We start from the raw sequence: 22,311 nt of genomic DNA, 5'->3' as shown, positions 1-22,311 counted from the left end.
AAACCGCAATTCGCCGTTCCTGAAACGGATTTCAGGTGACTTCAGGCTGCCTTAAGCCGCTGCCTGCGAAGGTGATCCGCATCTTCGGATCACAACTCGCATAGGAGGTTTCAGGATGAAGGCCACTGTTCGCCGGGCACTGTCCGGTCGGCGCGGGCTCCTCGCAGGCGCCGTTGTCGCCGCTGTCCTCGTCGGTGGGCCGGTGGCGCTGTACGCCGCCACCGATGATCAGGCGCCCGGCGGGCACCGCGTCGCCGCCTATCTGTCCGATCACGATTGGGAACTCACCGCGGCTCCCGCGATCGGCAGGCAGCAAGCCGTCGACAAGGCGCTCCGAGCCGTGCCCGGTAGCACCGTGGTCTCCGCCGAACTCGACGCCGAGGGGCCGACGACGGTGTGGGAAGTCGAGCTCCGCAAGCCCGACGGCATCGAGCACGAGGTGACGATCGACGCGACCAGCGGGGCCGTCCTCGGCACCGTGCAACAGGACTGACGGCAGCACAGCGAAAGACGAGGAGCCCCAGACATGGTTTTGCGCAAGATCGCCACGGTATCGACGCTCGCAGTCGCGATTGCGAGCGTCTCGGCCGGACATGCCGTCGCCGCGGCTCCGGATGCCGGTTCGCATGTCGTGAACTACACCGCCACCACCTCCGCCGAGGGCGTGGTCGTCCAGATCGACTCGGGCTCCTTGCAGGCCGAGAACGGGGTCTTCGCGATCGAGGCGACCGACGGCACACTACTGGCGGGCACGCCCCTGGAGTTCCGTGTCGACGATTTCGTCTTCCCGATCGCGGCCGACATCAGCGGCCGGACCGCCACGCTCACCCCACTGTTCGACGTCGAGCACGCGAAGTACCGGCCCGTCGCCCTTCCCTTCGAGGACTCGGCGCACTGGAGGACGCCGTACGAGCGCGAAGTCGCGGCCTTCACCCGGCTGAAGGACACCATCGCGACAGGTGCCGCGATCGGCACCGTCGTCGGCGGCCTGGGCGGCGGCCTCGTCGGATGTGTGCTCGGTGGCATCGCGGGCGCCACGGTCGCGGCCGCGACGATCGTGGGCATGTTCGGTCCGTTCATTCCGGCCGCCGCCGTCGGCTGCCTGGGCGGCATCCTGGCAGTCGGCGCCCTCGGCACGCTCGCCGGACAACTGTTCATCACCGCGCCCGTCGCCGTCGCCGCCCTCGTCCAGTACTTCACCACGGTCAACCAGCCCTTCGTCCCCCCGTCCAAGTAGGTCTCCGGCTGGACGCACCCTCGAAAATCGTGCCGCGCCAGGTCGGACTGCCGGGACCTGGCGCCTCGGGCTGTTTCGCCGCTCGGAGACCGGGCAGCTATGAGATATGAGCACACAACGCGTCACCCCCGGCCCCGAGCACCACGGTGACTGAATGCGATTGCGCCGTAGCCGACCGTATGACGGCGGAGTCGAACGTGTCCGGCGCGGACGCGGGTTCGGCTACCGCACCGCGCAAGGTGAACCCGTCGACGACGCGACACTGGAGCGCATTCGCGGGCTGGCGATCCCGCCGGCCTGGCGGAAGGTGTGGATCTGCCCGCGCGAGAACGGGCACATCCAGGCCGTCGGTGTCGATGCGGCGGGCCGGCGCCAGTACCTCTACCACGAGCAGTGGCGCAAAGAACGCGACGAGGAGAAGTTCGACCGGGTCTTGGCGCTGGCCGGACGGTTGCCGGAGATCCGCGCACAGGTGGGGGAGGATCTCGCGCTGCGTGGCACGGTCCGGCGGCGAGTCGAGGCGGTGGCCATCGATCTGGTGGATCGCGGAGTGTTCCGGGTCGGGGGCGAGGAGTACGCCGAGGAGAACGGCACCAGGGGAGTCGCGACGCTACTGCGTGAACAGGTCCGGGTATCCGGAGAGCGGATGCTTTTCGATTACGTCGCCAAGGGTGGCATCCGGCGACGGGTGAGTGTCCGGGATCCGTTGCTCGCCAAAGCCGTTCGGTCGCTGCTGCGCAGCGGGTCGGACTCCGACCGGCTGTCGGTGTACCGGGAGGGCGGCCACTACGGCGAATTACGCGCCGACGACATCAACGCGCGTTTCCGGGAACTCGCCGCGTGCGAATGCAGCGTCAAAGACCTGCGCACCTGGCAGGCCACCGTGCTGGCCGCGGCCGCGTTCGGTTCGCTCGACCCTCCGGCCGGCGGCCGGGCTCGCAAACGCGCGGTACGGGAGATCATGGACGAGGTGGCCGCCGCGCTCGGCAACACGCCCGCGGTGGCCCAGGCGTCCTATGTCGATCCACGGGTGGTGACGGCCTTCGAGAACGGCACGACAGTCGCCGCGGCACTGCGGCGCGCCGACCGCGCCGAATGCGCCGATGCGCAGCGGGCGATCATCGACAGCGCCGTCATTCGCATGCTCCGTCGGATGCGGTGAGACCCGGCGCCCGGTCAGCGCTCGTCCAGCGAGGGCAGGACGGTCTCGCGCATGATCAGCAACACGGCCGCGGCGACGGGAATCGCCAGCAAGGCGCCGATGATGCCCAGGAGCGCGCCCCCGAGCAGCACCGCCACCACGGTGACGAGCGCGGGCACGTGCACCGCGCGGCCGATGATGCGCGGCACCAGAACGTAGTCCTCGACCAGGCGCAACGCGATGAAGAACACCACGGTCGCGACCGCGACCGGAAGGGAGACGGTCAACGCGACGAGCGCGACGATCACACCGGCGAGGGTGGAACCCACGACGGGGATCAGGTCGAGCAGGGCGACCAGCACCGCCAGCAGCAGCGGGTAGGGCACGTCGAAGATCAGCAGCCAGACGCCGGTCAGGACGGCGGTGATCAGGGAGATCACCAGGTTGCCCAGGATGTAGCCGCCGACCTTGGCGAAGATCTCGTCGCCGATCAGAATCGCGCGGGCACGGCGGGAGCGCGGGAAGAGCCGGTAGACCGAAGCGCGCACCTGCGTGAAATTCGCCATGAAGTAGGCGGTGAGCACGGCGACGATGATCGTGCTGCTGACGATCGAGAACACCGCGCGCCCCGCGTCCAGTACTCCGGTGGTCAACCCGGAGGAGTCCGATTCGAGCGTCTGCTGCAACCGCTGCTGTAGGTGGAATCGCTCGTCGAGGGTGCGGATGAGGGGATAGCGGTCGGCGAGATGGGTGACGTAGTGCGGCGCATTGTGGGTGAGCGCCTCACCTTGGGTGATCAGCGGTGGTATCGCCGCGGCGAGGAAGCCGGCGAACAGCCCGAGCCCGACGAGGTAGACGGTGGTCACCGCCGCCCAGCGCGGGAACCGGGGCCGCACCAGCCGCGACACCAGCGGTTCCATTCCGATGGCCAGGAACAACGCCACCACGATCAGGATCAGCGTCGCTCCGGCGGCGAGCACGGTGCGAATGGCGGCGTAGGTCAGCGCGACACCGGCGGCTCCGGTCATCCCGACCATGAACGGCGAGCGCCGATCGAACCGGCGTCCGGGCCGGCCGAGGGGAAATTCCGCACTGCGCGCCCGCGCGGCTTCGGCCTCGGCGGCGACGATCGGACCGACTTCGCCGGCGCCGTGGGGTTGCGCGATGTCGCCGCGGTGGCCCGCGTCGGCGGTATCGCGTGCCGGACGCTCGTCGTCCGGAGTGTCTTTTTCGGACATGCTTTCCGTCCGATCGATGAGTGAGCTGGTCCGGGATGCAGAGCGCGGCTTACCCGCTGCACGCTCGGCCAAACGCGGCCGAGACCGAGGCAGTTCGCGCTATCGGCCGGTCGAGCGGCGGATTCGGCGATCGCCGGGGGAGTCGGGCCGTACGCGCGGCCCGCCGCCAGGGGTTCTCCGGACGACGATGGGCGCCGAATCGCGTGTTCGCGGCCGGGGCCTCATCGGAAGCGGGAGCCGGCCGGGTACCCACACGTCCCGCGAATCCGTTACCGGCGAACACCGCGCATCGCCGATACCGCGATCGGCAATGGATCTCTCCCCACCGGAGGCACCAGGCGGGATGAGGTGGCGAACTGCCGAAACACAAGCTGCGCAGTCGGTTTCCCCATTTCCTTTCGGCCTCAACCCACCGAGGCAGCAACATCGCAGCCATCGACGGCCGATACTGAGGTAGTAGCCCTTCCACACCTCGTGGTGATTCCTACGAGCCGATCTGGTAAGTGAGGCTCCGAGAATCGACAGGATCCGCGATGCCCAAGATCAAGAATTTGAATCCGCTCCCGATGGCAGATATCGGCGGCTCGGATCTCTTCATCCCGTTCCGCATGCCGAGTGGCGAAATCGGATACGTCCTCGGTGACACCTTCTCCGGCACCGAACCGAGAGTAGGAGGCCCAAATTGGCGTTCGCCGATGCTGTTGCGCAGCGACACGCACGATATGTCCTGGCCGATCGAATTCCGCTCGGCGGCGCGGGACGCCCGGCAACTCTGGGATTACGTGCACGACAATTCGCAATACTCCACGATCCTGCCCTGCGACGCGATAACGATCGGCGGCCGAATCTATCTGTGGGTGATGGTCACCCAGGGATTGGCGAACGAGCGATGGTGCGAGATCCGTTATTCCGACGACAACGCGGAGAGCTGGACCGATACCGGCGTCCGGTGGTCGACCAGCGCCTACGGCGGCAAACGCACCATGATCTCCTGGGAACGCGGCGGCGACGGCTACGTCTACATCATCTCCACCGGTGGGCTCGCGCGGAACAAGAACATGCTGTTGTGGCGAGTTCGCGAAACCCATGCCGCGCTGATCGACCCGGCGGCCTGGCAGGGATGGGGCTGGAACGGGCAGGACTGGGGCTGGGGCCGGGATCCGGGCGGCGACCCGCGCTTCGGGATCCTGGCCGACGGCACAAAGCTCGGCGAGATCGGATTACGGCGGATCCAGGGGAATTGGGTGATGTCCGGGTTCGACGCCGGTGCCTACGGCGCGTTCGTCAAGGTCGCCGCGAGGATCACGGACAACTGGCGCACGGCCTTGACCTATCGTCCGGTGAAAGGGTCCTTCTGGGCGCCGGGCGGCCCGGATATCGTGCCGCGTCTCTACGGATGTTATGTCCATCCGGACAGCAGATTCGACGGTGCGTTCGGCATGATCGTGAGCGAATGGGCGGAATCCGGTATCCCGTACCGGGGCATGCAATTCCGGATCTACGGAGTGCGGCCCGCCGTTCCTATTCCATTCGCGGCGCGCACCGTCAGCCGGGGACTCGGCGGTTCGTCCCGCGCAACGGATTGGCCACCGGGAACGTGATCGCGGGTAGCGTCACCGACATCCGCACGGTCGTGCCCGATTCCGAATGGTCGATATCGAGTTCCTCGGTGAGCGCGCGCATCATGTCGATGCCGCGGCCACGATAGCCGGGATCGGATGCCCGCGGCTTCCAACTGCCGGTGTCGGCGACCACGATGACGACGGTGTCGATGTCGCAGGTGGCCGACATCCGCACCCGACCGGCGTCGTTGTTGCGATAGGCGTGCTCGATGCTGTTGCTGCACGCCTCGTTCGCCGCGGCGACCAGGTCGGCGGCCAGGTCGTGCGGCACCGCCGCGGCGGCCAACCACCCCTTCAGTGTGCGCCGCAGCACCGCGAGTTCGTCCGCGCGCGCGGGCACGTCCAGCCGCAGCGGCGCGGGCGGCTGGCGGTAGACCACCATGGCGACGTCGTCGTCGTAACCCGCGGCGGGCCGCAGGCGAGAGAGCACCGCGTCGGCCACCTCACGGGGTAGGCGTCCCGAGGTGTCGGCGAGCACAGCGGCGATCTTGGCGAACCCCTCGTCGATGTCCACGCCGCGTTGTTCGACCAAGCCATCGGTGAACAACACCAAGGTGGAACCGGGCGTCAGCGCCGTGGTGGCCTCCGGCCTGCGCGGCGTATCGAACGTCGCCAGCGGCACCGCGCGCCCGCCTTCCAGCATCCGGCCGGTCTTGCCCACGTCGGCGAGGATCGGTGGCATGTGACCGGCGTTGCTGTAGCGGACCAGTCCGCGCACCGGGTCCAGCACGGCGGCGCACACGGTGGTGCACATGGCGCCCGGGATGCGCGCGGCGACGGTGTCGAGTTCGGCGAGCAACTGCGCCGGTCCCGCGCCGCGCAGCAGCAGCGCACGGGCAGCGGTCCGTAATTGGCCCATCACGACCGCGGCCGACAGGCCACGCCCGACGCAGTCGCCGACCACCACACCGATGGTGCCGTCGCGCAGCGGCACCACGTCGTACCAGTCGCCGCCGATCTCCAGCGGCGGCAGGGCGGGCTCGTAGTGCACCGAGAACCGCGGCGGCAGATCGATCGGGCCGAGCATGGCGCGCTGCAGGGTCAGCGAGGTGGCGCGGGCCTGGTCGAAGTTGCGCGCCCGCTGGACCGCGAGACTGAGATGGCCGATCAACAGGGAGAACAGCGTCCAGTCCGCGGCGCTGATCGCCCGGGGCGCGGCGAAGCGCAACCACATCGCCGCGTCGCCGATCTCGCCCAGCGGCGCGACGATGCCCTCGGAACTCTCCGCCCCTTCCGGAATGGCCAGCAGGCTGCGCGGCGGCCTGCGCCTGGCCCGATCCAGCAGTGCGCGCGACCGGTCGTCGAGGGACGCGGCGCCGTCGTGCGACGCGCCGTCGGCGCCGACCCCGGAGACGTACACCTCCGGTACGGCGTTGCGGCTCGGCCACACGGCCACCACGGCGGTCTCCGCGCCCACCGTCCGGCGCACCTCGTCGAGTCCGACGGCGAGCACCTCGACCACACTGGTGGCCGCGCCGACGGCGGTGGCGAGCCGGGATGCTGCCTGGTCACGCGCCTGCGCGTCGTGTTCGGCGGTGATGTCGCGCAACGTGCCGACGAAGATCCGTTCGTGGTCCTCCGGCTTGATCAGCGCGCTGGTGCTCACCGCGAGCCACACATTCCGGCCGTCGCGGTGGCGGATCGGGATGACGAAGCGTTGCGCCTCGGTACCGAGGTCGGGGTAGCGCGGACCCTCCGGGCTCGACCACGGATGCGGCAGCGCGTAGGGCACGCCGGCGGCGCCGTAGCCGGTCAAGGCGCCGAAAGCGGTGTTGACCTCGATGATGGTGCCCTGCGCGTCGGCGACGAAGAAGCCGTCCTGTAGCGATTCCACCAAGGCGGTACGGAACGCGTCGCGTCCGGCGAGATCGTCGGCGCGAGAACGCTGCTGCTCGTAGCGGCGGGTGCCGTCGAGGTAGCCGCGGGTGGCGATATCCAGCGGAACGAGGGTCTGCAAGAGGAATTCCAGCGCGGTCTCCGGCAGGCGGGCCCCGGATTCGCCCCCCTCGGCGGACGTGTCCTTCTGCCGCTGTTCCTCCACGTCCTGGACCACCCGGAAGTGGTTCTCGGTGAGATCGAGCAGGCTGATGCCCTCGACCAGTGCGCGCCTGCCCAGCTCGTACCCCTCGGCGAGGCCGGCCTGGGTTTGCGAATCCATATGCCGCCGTAGCGCGTCGGCGTAGGCGTCCAGGAACTCGGCGAGCAGGGCGCTCATCTGGCCGCCCCTGCCGCACCGCGGTGCCGCGCCGCGAGCACCAGCGCGTCGTCGGTGTCCTTGGCGTGCCGGGCGAGCATGTCGGCGGTGATGTCGGCGGTGGATTTGGAAAGGTCGATGTCGGCGGCTTCGGTGACGATGCCGTCGGTGGACATCAGCAGCAGGTCGCCGGGGCGGACGGCGACGGTCTGCGGCTGGAGGGTCGCCGGAAGGCGATAGCCGACGATGCCCGCGGTCAGCAGGACGGTCGCGTGCACCCGCAGGCCCGCGGGACCCGCGGTCAGCACCTGGGATTCGACATTGCCGACGCCGAGCCAGCGCACCCTGTCACCCTCGTCGAACAGGGCCAGCGAGATCGCCGCGCCCCGAGTGTCGGCCATCGCTCGGTGGCACAGCACTATCAGCACGTCCAACGGTTCGGCGCGGTTCTCCGACAGCACGCGGGAGGCGCGATCGGCGGCGTCCGCCGCGGCGGCGCCGTGCCCGAGTCCGTCGAGGACCGCGAACAGGACGGTGCCGCCGCCGGTGTCGAGGACGACGCCGCGGTCACCGGAGACCTGTTGACCGGGCAGTGCGCGACCGGCCACCGCCCACTCGATCCGGCCGATGAACCCGTCGTCACGCACCGTTCGGTACCCACTTCCACATTTCCACCAGCGTGCCGCGACCCGGCGCCGAATCCACGGTCAGCCGGTCCATCAACCGCCGGGCGCCGGGAAGGCCGAGCCCGAGCCCGCGTCCGGTGGAGTAGCCGTCCTCCAGAGCCCGGGCGATGTCGATGATTCCGGGTCCCTGATCCTCGGCCTGCACCACCAGGGCTTGACGTCCCTCCCGGTCGTCGACGAGCAGGCGGATCTCCCCGCTGCCCGCGTAACTGGTGATGTTGCGGGCGATCTCGGAGATCGCCGTGGAGATCATCGTGCGGTCGGTCAGGGTGAATCCGAGCTTTGCTGCCAGTTCGCGTCCGGCTTGACGTGCGGTCACGATGTCCCCGGACACCCTGACCGCGATCACCACGTTCTCAGCGGCCACTGTCACGACCGTCTCGCTGGCGACGGGCTGGGATCTTTCGGTCCAACCAGGCGAGTCCCTCTTCCAGATCGAGGGCGGTGTGCATGTCCTCGAAGGTGAGGCCGAGTTGCACCATGGCGAACGCGACTTCGGGTTGCAGACCGACGATCACCGTTTCGGCGCCGCGCAGCTGCGTCATGTGCGCGATGGTACGCAACGATCTCGCGGCGAACGAATCCATGACGTCGATGGCGGTGACGTCGACGATGATGCCGTGTGCCCGATATTTGCTGACCTGTTTCATCAGGTCGTCCTGCAGGCGCTCGGTATCGGCATCGGTGAGTGCGGACTGAACCGACGCGATGAGGTACGTACCCTGTTTGAGAATCGGAACCGGCATGGGGGCGCCTGATCAGCGGCCGTCGCGTTCGGTAACCCGTTCGGTGACGCGGGAAACCTCGTAGCCCAGCAGCCGTTCCGCTTCTTCGATGCCTCCCTGCAGGTCGCCGACCGCGTTCATCTTCGACAGGTCCAGACCGATGGTGACCAGGGTGAGCGCGATCTCCGAGGACAAACCGGTGATGATCACGTTCGCGCCCATCAGGCCGGACGCGTCGACGGTCTGCACCAAGTGGTTGGCCACGGTGGAGTCGATCTGGGGCACACCGGTGATATCGATGACGACCACTTTCGCCCGGTTCGCGCGGATGGCGCGCAGCAGCTGCTCGGTGAGCTGGCGGGCCCGCTGACTGTCCAGCACGCCGATGATGGGAAGGATCAGCAGCTGCTCACGCACCTGCAGCACCGGCGTGGACAGCTCGCGGATGGCTTCCTGCTGCTGCCGGATGACGCGCTCGCGCTCCTGCACGAAGGACACCGTCACGGTGTTGGCGATGCGGTTGGCGGCCGGTTCGTAGGCGTCGAGCACCTTGTTCAGCAGCTCGAAGTCCGACTGGTACTTCTCGAACAGGCTGCGTGCGAGCACGTCGCGCAGCAGCAGCACGATGCCGATGACCTCGTCGGTCTCGACGCCTCTCGGGATGATGCGTTCGGACAGGTCGCGCGCGTAGGCCTGCAGCGCTTCCACGCTACCGGTCTCGAGCACGTCGACGTAGCCGTCGTAGATCGATGTCGCCTCGGAGAAGATCTCCTCCGGGGTCATGGCGGTGAGCAGCTGGGCGTCGGCGATGCGGCGGGCCCACTCTTCACGCAGCGCGGTGCGGTTCTGTCGCAGGTGCTCGACGAGCTGCGGCAGCAATTGGTCGATCGGTCCCGCGGTCAGGGAATCCGCCGAAAGGCTCATGGACACCTCGGACATGGAAACTCCTGCCCCTTTCGACGGTTGAGTCGGGAAGTTCGTGCGTTCGGCGCTAGCCGATTCCGAGCCTAGTCATACCCCACCCGAGTCACCCGCGAAACCTGCCGGTTGTTCGCCTGATGTTCGAGCGCGGCGGACCTTACGGCACCGTAGCGAACCCGCGTTCCAGCGCTGCGAGCGCCTCGTCCAAATACACCGTGAGGTCGGCGTCCGCGCGGGCGAGCCACGCGTCGAAGGCGGCGCGCGCCGCCGCGAGTGTGGTGCGTCCGACGGCGAGCGGGATGAGCCCGTCCTCCGGTTCGCCCAGTCGCCGAGCGGCGAAGGCGCTGACGGTGCGCTCCCAGGTGTCGTAGTGCGCTCCGGCGGTGGCCGACAGAGCGGGCACGGTGGCCGCCAGATGCATGCGGGTGCGCAGCTCGGGGACGTCCTCGGCGCGATATTGGTTGGCGCTCACCACGACTCGGCGCACGGCGGTCATCATCGGAACGTCGTCGGGCACCGTCGCGAAGGCGGCGCGCAGCGCGGCGACCTCGTCGTCGAACTGCCACCAGAGCACCTCCGCCTTGCTGGGGAAGTAGCGGAAGAAGGTGCGCCCGCTGATGCCCGCGGCGGCGGCGATCTGTTCGACGGTGGTCTCGTCGAAGCCCTGTTCGGTGAACAGCCGCATGGCGATCACTTCGAGTTCGCGTTTGGTGGTGCCGCGTGGGCGGCCGCGCGCGGCCCGGTTCTCCAGCATCGTCTGATTGTGCTCGGCCGCCTCGGCCCCTTGATTATGTCAGTGACTGACGATAATCTCGCCGCATGTTGGCGGATCTCACCTGGCCCGAGGCGGGCGCGCGCGCCTCGGCGGGTGCGATCCTGGCCGTCGCGGTCGGCGCGACCGAGCAGCACGGCCCGCATCTGCCGCTGTCCACCGACACCGACGTCGCCGCCGCGTTGTGCGCGCGGCTGGCCGCGGCGCGGACCGACGTGCTCGTGGGACCGGCGATCCCGTACGGCGCCAGCGGCGAGCACGCGGGTTTTCCCGGCACGCTGTCGATCGGGCAGGCGGCACTGGAACTGCTGGTCGTCGAGCTGTGCCGCTCGGCGACCGACACCTTCGACCGGATCCTGCTGGTCAATTGGCACGGCGGCAACATCGAACCGCTGCGCCGGGCGAAGGATCTACTGCGCACCGAGTCCCGCGACGTGCGCGTATACCTGCCGCGCTTCGACGGCGACCCGCACGCGGGCCGGTCGGAGACGGCGCTGCAACTGGCCCTGGCGCCCGAGCGCGTGCGCGAAGACCGCGCGGCGGCGGGGGACACCCGTCCGCTGACCGAACTGCTGCCGCTGCTGCGCACCGGCGGAGTGCGCGCGGTGAGCGCCAACGGTGTGCTCGGCGACCCGGCGGGTGCGACCGCCGCCGAGGGCGCGGCCCTGCTCGAGCACCTGAGCACCGATCTGCTCGACCGAACCCGGCTCTGGTGGCCGGAGAACTCCCCGGAAAGGACCGGAACATGAATCCGTGGTTCGAGACTGTCGCCGAAGCGCAGCGGCGGGCGAAGAAGCGCCTGCCGAAGTCGGTGTACGGCGCGTTGATCGCCGGCTCCGAGCGCGGCCAGACCATCGAGGACAATCAGCGGGCGTTCGCCGAACTGGGTTTCGCGCCGCACGTGGCCGGGCCGATCGGCGAGCGCGATCAGTCGACGACGGTGCTGGGGCAGCAGATTTCGATGCCGGTGCTGATCTCGCCGACGGGCGTGCAGGCGGTGCACCCCGACGGTGAGGTCGCCGTCGCGAGGGCGGCCGCGGCGCGCGGCATCGCGATGGGCTTGAGCTCGTTCGCCAGCAAGCCGATCGAAGAGGTGATCGCGGCCAATCCGGCCACGTTCTTCCAGCTGTACTGGTGCGGCGGCAAGGACGAGATCCTGCAGCGGATGGACCGCGCGAAGCGGGCCGGGGCGGTCGGGTTGATCCTGACGCTGGACTGGTCGTTCTCGCACGGGCGGGACTGGGGCAGCCCGGTCATCCCGGAGAAGCTGGACCTGCGCACGATGCTGAAGTTCGCGCCGCAGACCCTGGCGCGTCCCCGCTGGCTGGCGACCTATGCGCGGTCGGGCAGCATTCCGGACCTGACCGCGCCGAACATGGCCATCGGTGGCGCCGCGGCGCCGGGCTTCTTCGGCGCCTACGGCGAGTGGATGGGCACACCCGCGCCGGATTGGTCCGACGTGCGGTGGATCTGCGAGCAGTGGGAGGGCCCGGTGCTGCTCAAGGGCGTCATGCGGGTCGACGACGCGCTGCGCGCGGTCGACGCGGGTGTGGCGGCGATCTCGGTGTCCAACCACGGCGGCAACAATCTCGACGGCACCCCGGCCGCGATCCGCGCGCTGCCGGTGCTGGCGGACGCGGTGGGCTCGCAGGTCGAGGTGCTGCTCGACGGCGGCATCCGGCGGGGCAGCGACGTGGTGAAGGCCGTCGCGCTGGGTGCGCGGGCGGTGCTGATCGGGCGCGCCTACCTGTGGGGGCTGGCCGCCAACGGGCAGGCCGGTGTGGAGAACGTGCTGGACATCCTGCGCGGCGGCATCGATTCGGCGCTGCTGGGTCTGCGCAAGACGCGCGTCACCGAGCTGGATCGCTCGGACGTGGTGGTGCCCGCCGGTTTCGAGCGCGCGCTCGGGCTGGCCGAAACCACCGCCGCGGCAAGCGCTCCGGCCGATCACGCGGAGACGGCGGGCACACCCGCCTGAGCGGTCAGCTCTCTGCCGCCGATCGGCGGTGATGCGCGAGCAAGGTGTCGTAGATATCGGCCAAGGCGGTCAGCTGCTGGCGGTCGAGGATGTCGATCATGTGCCTGCGCACGCTCTGTACGTGCGCGGGCGCCGCGCCGGTCAGCACTTCGGCGCCGCGCGGAGTGAGTTTGGCGGCGGTGCGGCGGGCGTCGTCGGGGATCGGCTCGCGCACCACCAGCTCCCGCTTCTCCATCCGGGTGATCTGGTGGGAGAGCCTGCTCTGCGACCATTCGAGTGCGGCCGCGAGGTCGGCGAAGGTGAGCCGATGGTCCGGCGACTCGGCCAGATAGGCCAGTACCGAGTACTCGACGTAGGTGAGGTCGGACTCCTTGGTGGAATCCCGCCCGACCGCCGCGGCGATGAGGTCGCGGGTGCGCACGAAACCCAACCAGGCGCGCATCTCGACGTCATCGAGCCAATGGGGATCGGTCACGATAGCGCTCCAAACTCTGCTGTGTCCCCAGATCGTGGCGCGTCGCGATATGTGCGGCGCGCGAACGGTCTGCGCGCGTCCGGACTCGGGCGCCCGGGCGCTTTCTCACCAGACGAGAGGTAGCATCACCGGGGTTGAACGTGCAACCTTTTCGGGCAACTGTCCGAGATAGGGTTGCCTAACCCGCAGTGGGGTGCGCGGTGGTGGCTAGGCTCGCTGTGCTCGTGACCAGCCCGGCCGTTCATGGCATCCGGGCCCATGCAAAGGAGTGCGACTGGTGACCGCGCCGGACTTCCGTTATTCAGACCTGCTGCCCATCGGCGCGGACGACACCCCCTACCGGCTGCTCACCACCGAAGGCGTCAGCACGTTCGAGCACAACGGGCGCACCTTCCTGCAGGTGGAACCGGAGGCGCTGCGGCTGCTCACCGAGACCGCGATGCACGACATCAGTCACTTCCTGCGCCCGGCGCATCTGGGTCAGTTGCGCAAGATCATCGACGATCCCGAGTCGAGCGGCAACGACCGCTTCGTCGCGCTCGATCTGCTCAAGAACGTCAACATCTCCGCGGGCGGCATCCTGCCCATGTGTCAGGACACCGGCACCGCGATCGTGATGGGCAAGAAGTCCGAGGGCGTGCTGACCGGCGCCGACGACGCGGAATGGATCAGCAGGGGCGTGTTCGACGCCTACACCAAGCTGAATCTGCGTTACTCGCAGCTGGCGCCGATCACCATGTGGGACGAGAAGAACACCGGTTCCAACCTGCCCGCGCAGGTCGAGCTGTACTCCACCGCAGGCGATCCGGCGAACCCCTCCTACAAGTTCCTGTTCATGGCCAAGGGCGGCGGGTCGGCGAACAAGTCGTTCCTATACCAGGAGACCAAGGCCATCCTGAACCCCACGCGGATGCTGGAGTTCCTGGACGAGAAGATCCGCTCGCTGGGCACCGCGGCCTGCCCGCCGTACCACCTCGCGGTCGTGATCGGCGGCACCAGCGCCGAGTTCGCCTTGAAGACGGCGAAATACGCCTCCGCGCACTACCTGGACAGCCTGCCCACCGAGGGGTCGCTGTCCGCGCACGCCTTCCGCGATCTGGAACTGGAGGAGGAGGTCTTCAAGCTGACCCAGTCCTTCGGCATCGGCGCGCAGTTCGGCGGCAAGTACTTCTGCCACGACGTGCGCGTCGTTCGCCTGCCCCGGCACGGCGCCAGCTGCCCGGTCGCCATCGCGGTGTCCTGCTCGGCGGACCGGCAGGCGCTGGCCAAGATCACCGCCGATGGCGTGTTCCTGGAACAGCTCGAGCGCGAGCCCGCGCAGTACCTGCCCGAACAGACCGATGCCATCCTGGGCGGCGACGTGGTGCGCATCGACCTGAACCGGCCGATGGACGAGATCCGCGCCGAATTGTCCAAATACCCGGTCAAGACCCGGCTTTCGCTGAGTGGTCCGCTGGTCGTCGCCCGCGACATCGCGCATGCCAAGATCAAGGAGCGGCTCGACGCGGGCGAGCGGATGCCGGACTATCTGCGCGACATGGCCGTCTACTACGCGGGCCCGGCCAAGACGCCGGAGGGCTACGCGTCCGGTTCCTTCGGCCCGACCACCGCGGGCCGGATGGACTCCTACGTCGACCAGTTCCAGGCCGCGGGCGGCTCGTTCGTCATGCTGGCCAAGGGCAACCGGTCCGCGCAGGTCACCAAGGCGTGCAAGGAGCACGGCGGCTTCTACCTCGGTTCGATCGGCGGACCGGCCGCCCGGCTGGCACTGGACTGCATCAAGTCGGTCGAGGTGCTCGAGTACCCCGAACTGGGCATGGAAGCGGTCTGGAAGATCGAGGTCGAGGACTTCCCGGCGTTCATCGTCGTCGACGACAAGGGCAACGACTTCTTCGCCGAGACGCAGAAGCCGATCGCGCTGCGCGTGGGTACCCGCTCGAAAGAGCGCGTCTGAGGTCTCCCTCGAACCGGATGCGGCTGGACGCGGACACGCCGATGTCCTACCGATCACCGGGTTCTCGGCATCGCCGCAGCGGGCACGCTTAGCGAAGTACACCGTTGATTCCGGCACCGATGCAGGTCGAGGAGAGCTATGAGCACGTCCAGACCAGTACCGACGGCGTTGTGTATCACCGAGTCGGCCGCCCTCCGGTTGGCCGATCGCGCTGCCCGAGAGGGAACCAGCTGTACCGCACTGCTCGACCGGCTTATCCGTGAGGGCGTCGACCAACTCGAACACCCCGGGATCGTCTTCCGCGGTCCGCTCGACGATCGCCGCGCCGCGCTCGCCGCGGGCCCGGAGATCTGGGAAGTCGTTGCGCGCCTGCGCGAATTGGGCGGCCCCGCCGAACGCCGGATCGCCGTGCTCAGTGCGAAGTCGAACCTGAACACGGGGAAGATCAGGCTCGCGCTCGCGTACGCGCGGACGCACGACGTCGAGATCCTGGAACGGATCGCGCGCAACAAGCAAGCGGCGGAATCGATTCGCCGAGGACGCGCGCGGATGGGTGCGCCGCCGTGGCGTTCGAGCGCGCTGAACAGTCCGCCGTACGCGTAGTTCGGCCGGATTGTCCGAGGCACTCGGTCTCCACATAGCTGGGGATGGAATGTGAAATTCCCTACATCTGGATCATCCACTCTTCGCGGGCGGCTGACGACAGGAGTCGACAGCCGCCCGCGTTGTGTTTGCAGCGCAGTGGCGTTCGCCGCGCGCGGGCTGTCGGCGACCGCGCGGGGTGTGTTGCCGCGTGGTCGAGTTCGGCGCCGGGGGAGGCGCGACATACGGGCCGAAAGGGACACATCGCTTCGCGAAAGTTCCTTTCAACGGCCGGAACTCGACGACCCGCCGACCGTGAGACAGCACAAATCACTCGAAACTCCCACGGATTCCGGCATTTCGGGTGTGGTAGCGCCGCTGGCGAAGATGTGATCCACAACACTGGAATAGATTGTGGACAGTGCGTCTTCCAAGCCAGGCGAAATGTTTGCTCGCTGAGGGAAATTGGGCGCATAACGGACATATCAGCTCACTATTATCCCAAGGTGTGGAGTTTTCTGTGGAATTCGCTGAGAGTTGTCCACACGGTGGACGCGTCCTGTGGAGTGGACTTGCGGGGGAGTGCGCGCGCGTCGCGTCGGGCCGCGTACTCGCGGACGTACGCCCACCGCCGCGAAGAGACGTCCTTGCCCGCCGCGAGAAATCCCGCTGACCCACCTTCGAGTCGCGGCGCTCGATGCGGTCCTCGCCCGCGCCGCACGAGGCGTCCCCGCGATCGGGGCATACCCGGCATAGGGAACCGCGGGCGATAGCATCGGCGCATGGTGTTTGGGATCGCTGGTCGGAGTCGGATGCTGGTCGGTCTATCGGTGGCGCTACCCGCGCTGGTCGCGACCGGTGCGCAGGCGGGGCAGGCGCAGGCCGACGCCGCGGTCATCGAGCAGCGGGGGTCGGTCGGGTCGGCGGCCGGGACCGACGGGCTCGATCCCCCGCTGGCGCTCGCGTACACCCTCGCCGAACGCGAGGCGCACGCGCAGGGTGTGCCCCTGTCCATCACGTCCGGATACCGGACGCCCGCCGAGCAGCAGGCGCTGTGGGAGGACGGTGTGGCGACCTACGGTCCGGACGACGCGCGCCGGTGGGTGCTCCCGCCGGAGGAGTCCACCCACGTCTCCGGGCAAGCGATCGATGTCGGTCCGCAGCAGGGCGCGCGGTGGCTCGAGGTGAACGGCTACCGATGGGGGCTGTGCCGGACGTTCGAGAACGAGTATTGGCACTTCGAGTTGCAGACGGTGCCCGGCGCGCCGTGTCCGCCCATGCTGCCCGACGCCAGCGTGCGGTGAACGGCGGGTTCACGTCGGCCACCATGCCGGACCGATTGCCGATGACGCGGGACGCGAGGGCGCGCCGACACCGCCCGGCCTGCCGGCCGCGCTAGACCATCGGGTCGGGGGCGGCGGTGATCAGGCCTCCGTCGACGAGCAGGTCCTGCCCGTTGATATACGACGCCTCGCCGGAGGCGAGGAAGGCGACGGCGTCGGCCACGTTCTCGGCGGTTCCGACGCGCCCCGCCGCCACCGTGGCACTGATCGCGGCCTGCGCCTCGGCGGAGACGTTCGCGCGGAACGACGGCGTCGCGATGTAACCGGGACTGACGGAGTTCACCCGGATGCCTCGGGGCGCCAGCTCTGCGGCGAGGCTGCGCGCCAAATTGTGCACGGCCGCCTTGGTCGCCGAGTAGAGGGACGCGCCCGGAACCCCGCGATGCAGCGCCCAGGAGGCGTTGACGACGATCGCCCCGTGCTCCGCCACCAGGGGGAGGGTCTTCTGGATGGTGAAGAACACCCCTTTGAAGTTGGTGTCCACCACACGGTCGAACTCGGCTTCGGTGATGGTCTCGGTCGGCTGGAACGCCGCGATGCCCGCGTTCGCGAAGACGACGTCCAGCCGTCCGTGTCGTTGCGCCACAGCCGAGACGAGTGTGTCGAGATCGCCGAGGTCGGCCGCGTCACCGGCCACCGCGAGAACGCGGTCGTCGCCACCGAGTTCCGCGGCCGCGGCGTCGAGGCGGCCCTTGTCGCGGCCGGTGATGACCACGTGCGCGCCTTCGGTGAGCAGGCGTCGTGCGGTGGCCAGGCCCATGCCGCTCGATCCACCGGTGATCAAGGCGATCTTGCCGTCGAAGCGATCGATGCCGGTGCCCATGAGAACCTCCCAGAGATCATCTAATTGTACGAATACTCACGTACAGTTCGACTGTATGTCAACTGTCGCGCTAACCTGGTTCGCGTGATCGCGGCACATCCCGAGCGAGCGCAGATCCAGCTGACGAATGTGCTCACCGCCCTGGGCAACCCGCTGCGGCTGCGGGTGGTGCGGGTACTGGCCGACGGCGGCGAGCACACCTGCGGCTCGGTGCTGCCGGACGTCGCCAAGTCGAACCTGACCCACCACTGGCGGGTGCTGCGCGATGCCGGAGTGATCTGGCAGCGGCCCTCCGGCCGGGAACTGCTGCTGTCCCTGCGGCGCGATGACCTGGACGCCCGCTTTCCCGGCCTGCTGGACACCTTGCTCGACGCCGCCCGCCGCGAAACGACGGCCTGATCGCCGCCGCTCGGTGAGCCGGGACGGCTAAGTCACCGGCGTGAGTTCCAGGCCGCCTTCGATCGTGGTGGGCACCCGGCGGCGATCGGGCGAGCCGAGCGCGGCGGTGAGGTCGGTTCCGTCGTGTTCGGCGAGCAGATCGCCGCTGTCCCACACCAGCAAGGTCGCGCTGACGGTGTTCTCGGCCGCCGCGTGCGCCAAGTCGTAGTGCGCGCACGCCGGGACGTGCGGATAGGTGATCCACAGGTCGTAGCCGGTCATGAAGAGATCGAGGTCGAATTGCACGCTCAACCCCAGCAATTCACTGCGGCCGTTGTCGTCGACGCCCGCGAACGCCTCGTCCAGCGCCAGCAGGCGCGGGGCCTGCGGGTCGGCCGAATCGAGCATGACGTGCGCCGCGGCGAACAGCGGCAGGTGCAACGACACCGACTGCTCCCCGCCCGAGAGCGCGCTGTGCCTGGCCACGGTGAGTTTGTCCTCGCTGCCGTCGGCGGAGATCAGCGTGAACGAGAACACCCGCCAGGTGCGGTAATCCAGCGTCGCGGCCAGGATCTCGGGGTAGGAGCGTTCCGGGTGCGCGGCCCGTGCGGCCCGGATCTCGGCGGCGAAGTGCGCCCGGATCGCCGCCAGGTCCTCCGCTGTCAGCGCCGAGGCATCCCGGTCCAGCAACTTGCACATCGCCCGCGCCGCGTCGGACAGGCTGTCGGCGAGCACCCAGTGCACGCCGATGGTGTTGCCCGAGGACATCCGTCGCTGCTTCATCTCCGCGCCCATCCTGGCGATGAGATCGCGTGCGTCGCTCGTGCGTTCGTGGATCTGCTGGGCCAGGCCGGTCAGCAGCGCATCCTCCAGGATGCGGCGCTCGGCGTCGGTCAGCAGAAGTTCCTGGTCGCGGCGCGCGGCGTCGATGCGGGTGGCGAAGTCGGCCAGCGCGGAGACGCCGTGCTCGTCGTGCACCTGGACGACGGTGAGGCCGTCGGCGGCGTCCCATTGCAGCCGGTAATCGCGGCCCGAACCGGCGAGCGCGGCGTCGAATTCCTGCAACGCCGCGGTCACCGCCGTGCGCGTGGACTTGCGCGTCGCCTCGCCCGCGCGCACCGACGCGGTCGCCGCGGTGAGGCTGTCGAACAGCGCGTGGACTTCGTCGGGCAGGACGCGCGGTGCCGCCTCCGGTCCCGCCGTCGAGATCCGGTACAGCAGTTGCTCGGGCGTCGACCACGCCGCGTCGCTGCTGGGCCAGCGGCCCTCGGGCGCCGCGCCGAGCAACCTCAGCAGATCCGGCTGAGCGTAGGGCGCGAGAGCGCGAACCTCCGCCAGCACCTCGGTGAGCGCGGTGGCGAGGGACTCGTGCGCGGTCCGGTAGGCGGCCTCGGCGTCGCCGACCGCCTCGATGGCCTGGTTGGCGGCCTTACGGGCGGCTTTCTGCTCGGACTTGGTCGCCTCGATCCGCTGCCGGGCCTGTTCCAGTTCGCGGTCGATATCGGCCGCGTCCGCGCCGAGGGCATCGCGCAGGGTCTCCAGCTTGCGCAGTTGTTCCTGATAGCCGGTGCGCGCGGCCTCGGCCTCTTCCGTGAACGCCTCGGCCAGGTCGGTGGCCTCGGTCAAGCGGTCGGCGGCCTCGCGTTCGCGCTCCCGTTCCCGTTCGTGGTCGCCGCGCAGCCGCAGCAGTCCCGTGCCGGTGTTCTCGAAATGCCGGATGGCGGCGGCGAGGGCGTCGATCTCCTGTGCCGTGCGCGGCGTGCGGTGGGTGGTGGCGGCGGCGCGCAGCTTCTTGTCCGCGGCGGACAGTTCCGCGACCGCTCGGTCGAGATCGCGCTCGGCGTGGGCGGCGGCCTCCGCCCGCGATCGCAGCACGCCCGCGGCCTCGGATACCGCGCGCAAGGCCGTGGTCACCGTGGCCGGGCGGGGAAGCGCCTTGGTGGCGGCGGAGATTCGGGCGAGTTCGGCGGTGGCGGCGGCCTCCTGCTGTTCGGCGGCGCGCCGGTCCTCGTCCGCGGCCGCCACGGCCGAGGCCAACTCGGCCGAGCGGAGCTCGCGGCGCCTGGCCCGCGCGGTGGCGCCGATGAATTCGGCGTCGGTCTTGCGGTGCCTGCCGATCTGCACGCCTTGCCGGAACGCGCCGTCCGCTCCGATCGTCACCGGTCCGCTCGGCTCGCCCGCACCCTCGTGCAGGGCGATGGAGGCGAGCACGTCGGCGACGACCTGCCGCGGCACCGTCATGGTGTCGGAATCGTCTTCTATGACCAGCACGTCGGCGAGTGTGCGACCGTTCGGGCGCTCCGGCGCGGGCAGCGGTACCAGGAACTGATCGGAGTCGTAGTCCGGCGGCACCTCGCCCTCCGGACAGACCCAGGCGTCCAGCAGATTCGCGGCGTGCAGTGCGGCCTCGATGCCCGCCGCGGACTCGGGCGTCACGCCGTCCGCGAAGCGCACCAGCCGCCACAGCGGGGCGCCGGGCCGGTCGCCGGTCCGGCCGCGGCGGCCCGCGAATGCCGGTGGCGCGTCGTCTCGCCGGGCCGTCACGCGTTCGTGTTCGGCGCTGAGCTCACTGCCGCGCGCCGCCGCCGCGGCCACGCGGGCGCGTGCCTCCTGGCGGCGGCCGCGAATCTCCTCCAGCAGCGGCTCGGTGCGCTCGGTCAGGACCTCGCCGATGGTCGGCGCATCGGAACCGGCCTCGGCCAGAGCCGAGTTCAGCGCCTCGAAAAGACCGGCGCGCACCGGGGTGTAGACATCGTTGTGCTCGTCCCACCAGGCGCGCAACGCGGCCGCGGCCTCGGAGCGGGTCAACGCGACCTTCGCTTCGGCGTGCGCGACCTCCGCCGCGGCCGCGTCACGCAGCTCGTTCGCGCGCTCGGACAGCCGCTCGGCCCTGGTGCGTTCGGCGGCGGCGGTCTCCATCGCCCCCACCGCCTTGCGGACCGCGCGCACGTCGGCGTCGCGTTCCTCGGCGTGCCCGCGCACCGCCGCGGTGAGCTGCTCGGCCCGGATCGATTCCGGCAGCGGCGCCCACGCGATCCCCGCCTCCTGCGCGGCGCCGCGCAGGTCGTCCTCGCCGCGGGCGAGCGCGGCAGCGGCGGTGCGCACCGCGGTTCGCGCGCGCTCGGCCTCCACGGTCCGCTGGTCCAGGGTCTGGCGGGCCTTGAGCGCCTTGTCGGCGTGCACACCCGCCGAGGTCTCCAGGCGCCGCACCGCGTCGGCCAGGTCGTCGAGCTGCTGTTTGCCCTCGTAGGCGCTGGAGCGCTGGAGGTTCTCCCGATCGGCGAGGGCCTGTTCGTAGGCGCGGTCGGCGTCCTCGGCGCGGGCCTCGGCGGCGGCGCGCTCGGTGTCCCTGCGCTCACGCAGGGCCGTGGCGGCGAACAGCGCCGTACCGGCGTGGGTCACCGCGTCCAGCCGCACGCGGACCTGGTCGACGTCGGTCTTCGCTTGGACGGCAAGGTATTTGCGGTACACCTCGACGAAGGCCCGTGTCGCGGTGTCGGCGAACACCAAACCCTCCAGAGTGCGCCCGACCTCCTCCATATCGCTGAACGACCGGGCGGCGTCCAGGATCAGCTGCTCGTCGAGCGGGCGCAGGCCGTCGGTGAGGGCCTGCGACAGCCCGCGCGGGTCCAGGTTCTTGGCCAGCTGCGGGCGGCGGAGCGTGAGGATCAGATTGATGAGCTGGTCGTAGCGCTGCGTGCCGAGTCCGAACATGCGCGCGTCGATGGCGTTGCGATAGTCCACCGGCCGGTCGACGATCGAGTCGGTGCCGATCTGCTCGGCGAGTTGTTTACGGGTGAACGGCCGGTCGTCCGGGCCGATCAGGGAGAAGTCGACGCCGACCCGTCCGTCGGCGACGAAATACCAGCGGGTCACCTTGTCCGAGGAACGGGTGGCGCGCATGCCGATGCCGACGGTGACCGCCTCTGGGTCCTCCCAGCGACCGCGCGCGAATTCCATCCAGACATAGGAATAGGCCGAGTCCTGCTTGCGGTAGAGCAGATTCGACTTCATCGTGCGTTCCTCGCCGGCGAACGGATTGAGCCTGCGCGGCTCGATCCGGCCGTCCAGCACGAACGGGAACAGCACCTCCAGCGCTTTGGTCTTGCCCGACCCGTTCGGCCCGCGCAGCACCAATCTGCCGTCGGCGAAACAGAACTCCTGGTCGCGGTAGTCCCACAGGTTGACGATCCCGGCGCGGGTCGGGGTGAACCGCACTCCGCCGTGAATGAGCGACATCCC

Annotated in this window: 20 protein-coding genes; 10 read left to right on the top strand and 10 right to left on the bottom strand. The window is 69.4% G+C overall.

All coding sequences use genetic code 11. The features are described from left to right. Nucleotides 1-115 precede the first annotated feature (115 nt). The 3 genes from ABZ803_RS02615 (at nucleotide 116) to ABZ803_RS02605 (ending at nucleotide 2,399) form a co-directional block, all read left to right on the top strand. Nucleotides 116-493 carry a PepSY domain-containing protein gene (locus ABZ803_RS02615; protein ID WP_357031791.1) on the top strand — a complete coding sequence of 126 codons (378 nt, stop codon included), beginning with the start codon at nucleotides 116-118 and terminating at the stop codon, nucleotides 491-493. Nucleotides 494-526: 33 nt separating this feature from the next. Further along, on the top strand, nucleotides 527-1,237 hold the full coding sequence (locus ABZ803_RS02610) for a hypothetical protein (protein ID WP_357031788.1): 711 nt from the start codon (nucleotides 527-529) through the stop codon (nucleotides 1,235-1,237). Nucleotides 1,238-1,391: 154 nt separating this feature from the next. After that, the gene (locus ABZ803_RS02605) at nucleotides 1,392-2,399 is read left to right on the top strand and encodes a DNA topoisomerase IB (protein WP_357031785.1); all 1,008 of its coding nucleotides are present in this window, start codon (nucleotides 1,392-1,394) and stop codon (nucleotides 2,397-2,399) included. A 14-nt stretch (nucleotides 2,400-2,413) separates the two neighbouring features. Here the strand turns inward: ABZ803_RS02605 and ABZ803_RS02600 are convergent, their stop codons facing one another. Then, a complete protein-coding gene (locus tag ABZ803_RS02600; protein WP_357031782.1) occupies nucleotides 2,414-3,616 on the bottom strand; it encodes an AI-2E family transporter in 1,203 nt (400 codons plus the stop codon). Between the two features lie 533 nt (nucleotides 3,617-4,149). Between ABZ803_RS02600 and ABZ803_RS02595 the strand changes: the two genes are divergently transcribed. Beyond that, nucleotides 4,150-5,217 carry a DUF4185 domain-containing protein gene (locus ABZ803_RS02595; protein ID WP_357031780.1) on the top strand — a complete coding sequence of 356 codons (1,068 nt, stop codon included), beginning with the start codon at nucleotides 4,150-4,152 and terminating at the stop codon, nucleotides 5,215-5,217. Here ABZ803_RS02595 and ABZ803_RS02590 read toward each other — a convergent pair. The 6 genes from ABZ803_RS02590 to mftR form a co-directional block, all read right to left on the bottom strand. Next, nucleotides 5,162-7,453, bottom strand: coding sequence for a SpoIIE family protein phosphatase (locus ABZ803_RS02590; protein WP_357031777.1), 2,292 nt, complete (start codon nucleotides 7,451-7,453; stop codon nucleotides 5,162-5,164). The two genes, ABZ803_RS02595 and ABZ803_RS02590, sit on opposite strands and share 56 nt — an antisense overlap. Beyond that, a complete protein-coding gene (locus ABZ803_RS02585; RefSeq protein ID WP_357031774.1) occupies nucleotides 7,450-8,079 on the bottom strand; it encodes a SpoIIE family protein phosphatase in 630 nt (209 codons plus the stop codon). Before ABZ803_RS02585 ends, ABZ803_RS02590 begins: the two co-directional genes overlap by 4 nt. Beyond that, nucleotides 8,072-8,485 (bottom strand): ATP-binding protein, encoded by a 414-nt coding sequence (locus ABZ803_RS02580; protein WP_051020806.1) that lies wholly within the window; start codon nucleotides 8,483-8,485, stop codon nucleotides 8,072-8,074. The genes ABZ803_RS02585 and ABZ803_RS02580 overlap by 8 nt, the downstream gene beginning before the upstream one ends. After that, nucleotides 8,475-8,864, bottom strand: coding sequence for an STAS domain-containing protein (locus ABZ803_RS02575; protein WP_039798459.1), 390 nt, complete (start codon nucleotides 8,862-8,864; stop codon nucleotides 8,475-8,477). The genes ABZ803_RS02580 and ABZ803_RS02575 overlap by 11 nt, the downstream gene beginning before the upstream one ends. A 12-nt stretch (nucleotides 8,865-8,876) precedes the next feature. Beyond that, nucleotides 8,877-9,782 carry an STAS domain-containing protein gene (locus tag ABZ803_RS02570; protein WP_039798458.1) on the bottom strand — a complete coding sequence of 302 codons (906 nt, stop codon included), beginning with the start codon at nucleotides 9,780-9,782 and terminating at the stop codon, nucleotides 8,877-8,879. A gap of 139 nt (nucleotides 9,783-9,921) precedes the next feature. Further along, the gene (gene mftR / locus ABZ803_RS02565; protein WP_062972733.1) at nucleotides 9,922-10,518 is read right to left on the bottom strand and encodes a mycofactocin system transcriptional regulator; all 597 of its coding nucleotides are present in this window, start codon (nucleotides 10,516-10,518) and stop codon (nucleotides 9,922-9,924) included. A gap of 65 nt (nucleotides 10,519-10,583) precedes the next feature. On the opposite strand from mftR, the gene mftE reads away from it, so the two are divergent. Both mftE and mftD read left to right on the top strand, forming a co-directional pair. Beyond that, nucleotides 10,584-11,285: a mycofactocin biosynthesis peptidyl-dipeptidase MftE gene (gene mftE / locus ABZ803_RS02560; RefSeq protein ID WP_357031771.1), complete on the top strand. Its 702-nt coding sequence runs from the start codon at nucleotides 10,584-10,586 to the stop codon at nucleotides 11,283-11,285. Beyond that, nucleotides 11,282-12,514 (top strand): pre-mycofactocin synthase MftD, encoded by a 1,233-nt coding sequence (mftD, locus tag ABZ803_RS02555; RefSeq protein ID WP_357031768.1) that lies wholly within the window; start codon nucleotides 11,282-11,284, stop codon nucleotides 12,512-12,514. Before mftE ends, mftD begins: the two co-directional genes overlap by 4 nt. A 4-nt stretch (nucleotides 12,515-12,518) precedes the next feature. On the opposite strand, the gene ABZ803_RS02550 is transcribed toward mftD, so the two are convergent. Next, nucleotides 12,519-12,989 (bottom strand): MarR family winged helix-turn-helix transcriptional regulator, encoded by a 471-nt coding sequence (locus tag ABZ803_RS02550; protein WP_040867239.1) that lies wholly within the window; start codon nucleotides 12,987-12,989, stop codon nucleotides 12,519-12,521. A 277-nt stretch (nucleotides 12,990-13,266) separates the two neighbouring features. Here ABZ803_RS02550 and ABZ803_RS02545 point away from each other — a divergent pair, with 277 nt between their 5' ends. The 3 genes from ABZ803_RS02545 (at nucleotide 13,267) to ABZ803_RS02535 (ending at nucleotide 16,829) form a co-directional block, all read left to right on the top strand. Continuing rightward, nucleotides 13,267-14,943, top strand: coding sequence for a fumarate hydratase (locus ABZ803_RS02545; RefSeq protein WP_357031763.1), 1,677 nt, complete (start codon nucleotides 13,267-13,269; stop codon nucleotides 14,941-14,943). Between the two features lie 138 nt (nucleotides 14,944-15,081). After that, complete coding sequence (locus ABZ803_RS02540) at nucleotides 15,082-15,546, top strand: hypothetical protein (RefSeq protein ID WP_357031761.1); 465 nt, start codon at nucleotides 15,082-15,084, stop codon at nucleotides 15,544-15,546. 791 nt (nucleotides 15,547-16,337) lie between these two features. After that, nucleotides 16,338-16,829, top strand: coding sequence for a M15 family metallopeptidase (locus ABZ803_RS02535; protein WP_357031758.1), 492 nt, complete (start codon nucleotides 16,338-16,340; stop codon nucleotides 16,827-16,829). A 91-nt stretch (nucleotides 16,830-16,920) separates the two neighbouring features. On the opposite strand, the gene ABZ803_RS02530 is transcribed toward ABZ803_RS02535, so the two are convergent. Beyond that, nucleotides 16,921-17,691 (bottom strand): glucose 1-dehydrogenase, encoded by a 771-nt coding sequence (locus tag ABZ803_RS02530; protein ID WP_357031755.1) that lies wholly within the window; start codon nucleotides 17,689-17,691, stop codon nucleotides 16,921-16,923. Between the two features lie 84 nt (nucleotides 17,692-17,775). Between ABZ803_RS02530 and ABZ803_RS02525 the strand changes: the two genes are divergently transcribed. Next, nucleotides 17,776-18,090 (top strand): helix-turn-helix domain-containing protein, encoded by a 315-nt coding sequence (locus ABZ803_RS02525; protein WP_357031752.1) that lies wholly within the window; start codon nucleotides 17,776-17,778, stop codon nucleotides 18,088-18,090. Between the two features lie 27 nt (nucleotides 18,091-18,117). On the opposite strand, the gene ABZ803_RS02520 is transcribed toward ABZ803_RS02525, so the two are convergent. Further along, on the bottom strand, nucleotides 18,118-22,308 hold the full coding sequence (locus tag ABZ803_RS02520; RefSeq protein WP_357031749.1) for a TIGR02680 family protein: 4,191 nt from the start codon (nucleotides 22,306-22,308) through the stop codon (nucleotides 18,118-18,120). Between the last annotated feature and the right edge of the window lie 3 nt (nucleotides 22,309-22,311).

The organism is Nocardia sp. NPDC047648 (assembly GCF_040642815.1).
GTDB lineage: Bacteria > Actinomycetota > Actinomycetes > Mycobacteriales > Mycobacteriaceae > Nocardia > Nocardia gamkensis.
Note: the sequence above shows the minus strand (reverse complement) of the source record. Positions and strands in the feature narration are given on the sequence as shown.

Bases quoted from the DNA above. Each gene is read 5' to 3' on its own strand.
- mftD (WP_357031768.1), top strand. From the start codon at position 11,282: ATGAATCCGTGGTTCGAGACTGTCGCCGAAGCGCAGCGGCGGGCGAAG.
- mftR (WP_062972733.1), bottom strand. From the start codon at position 10,518: ATGCTGGAGAACCGGGCCGCGCGCGGCCGCCCACGCGGCACCACCAAA.
- mftE (WP_357031771.1), top strand. From the start codon at position 10,584: ATGTTGGCGGATCTCACCTGGCCCGAGGCGGGCGCGCGCGCCTCGGCG.
- ABZ803_RS02520 (WP_357031749.1), bottom strand. From the start codon at position 22,308: ATGTCGCTCATTCACGGCGGAGTGCGGTTCACCCCGACCCGCGCCGGG.
- ABZ803_RS02610 (WP_357031788.1), top strand. From the start codon at position 527: ATGGTTTTGCGCAAGATCGCCACGGTATCGACGCTCGCAGTCGCGATT.
- ABZ803_RS02575 (WP_039798459.1), bottom strand. From the start codon at position 8,864: ATGCCGGTTCCGATTCTCAAACAGGGTACGTACCTCATCGCGTCGGTT.
- ABZ803_RS02570 (WP_039798458.1), bottom strand. From the start codon at position 9,782: ATGTCCGAGGTGTCCATGAGCCTTTCGGCGGATTCCCTGACCGCGGGA.
- ABZ803_RS02540 (WP_357031761.1), top strand. From the start codon at position 15,082: ATGAGCACGTCCAGACCAGTACCGACGGCGTTGTGTATCACCGAGTCG.
- ABZ803_RS02595 (WP_357031780.1), top strand. From the start codon at position 4,150: ATGCCCAAGATCAAGAATTTGAATCCGCTCCCGATGGCAGATATCGGC.
- ABZ803_RS02535 (WP_357031758.1), top strand. From the start codon at position 16,338: ATGCTGGTCGGTCTATCGGTGGCGCTACCCGCGCTGGTCGCGACCGGT.
- ABZ803_RS02530 (WP_357031755.1), bottom strand. From the start codon at position 17,691: ATGGGCACCGGCATCGATCGCTTCGACGGCAAGATCGCCTTGATCACC.
- ABZ803_RS02605 (WP_357031785.1), top strand. From the start codon at position 1,392: ATGCGATTGCGCCGTAGCCGACCGTATGACGGCGGAGTCGAACGTGTC.
- ABZ803_RS02600 (WP_357031782.1), bottom strand. From the start codon at position 3,616: ATGTCCGAAAAAGACACTCCGGACGACGAGCGTCCGGCACGCGATACC.
- ABZ803_RS02590 (WP_357031777.1), bottom strand. From the start codon at position 7,453: ATGAGCGCCCTGCTCGCCGAGTTCCTGGACGCCTACGCCGACGCGCTA.
- ABZ803_RS02615 (WP_357031791.1), top strand. From the start codon at position 116: ATGAAGGCCACTGTTCGCCGGGCACTGTCCGGTCGGCGCGGGCTCCTC.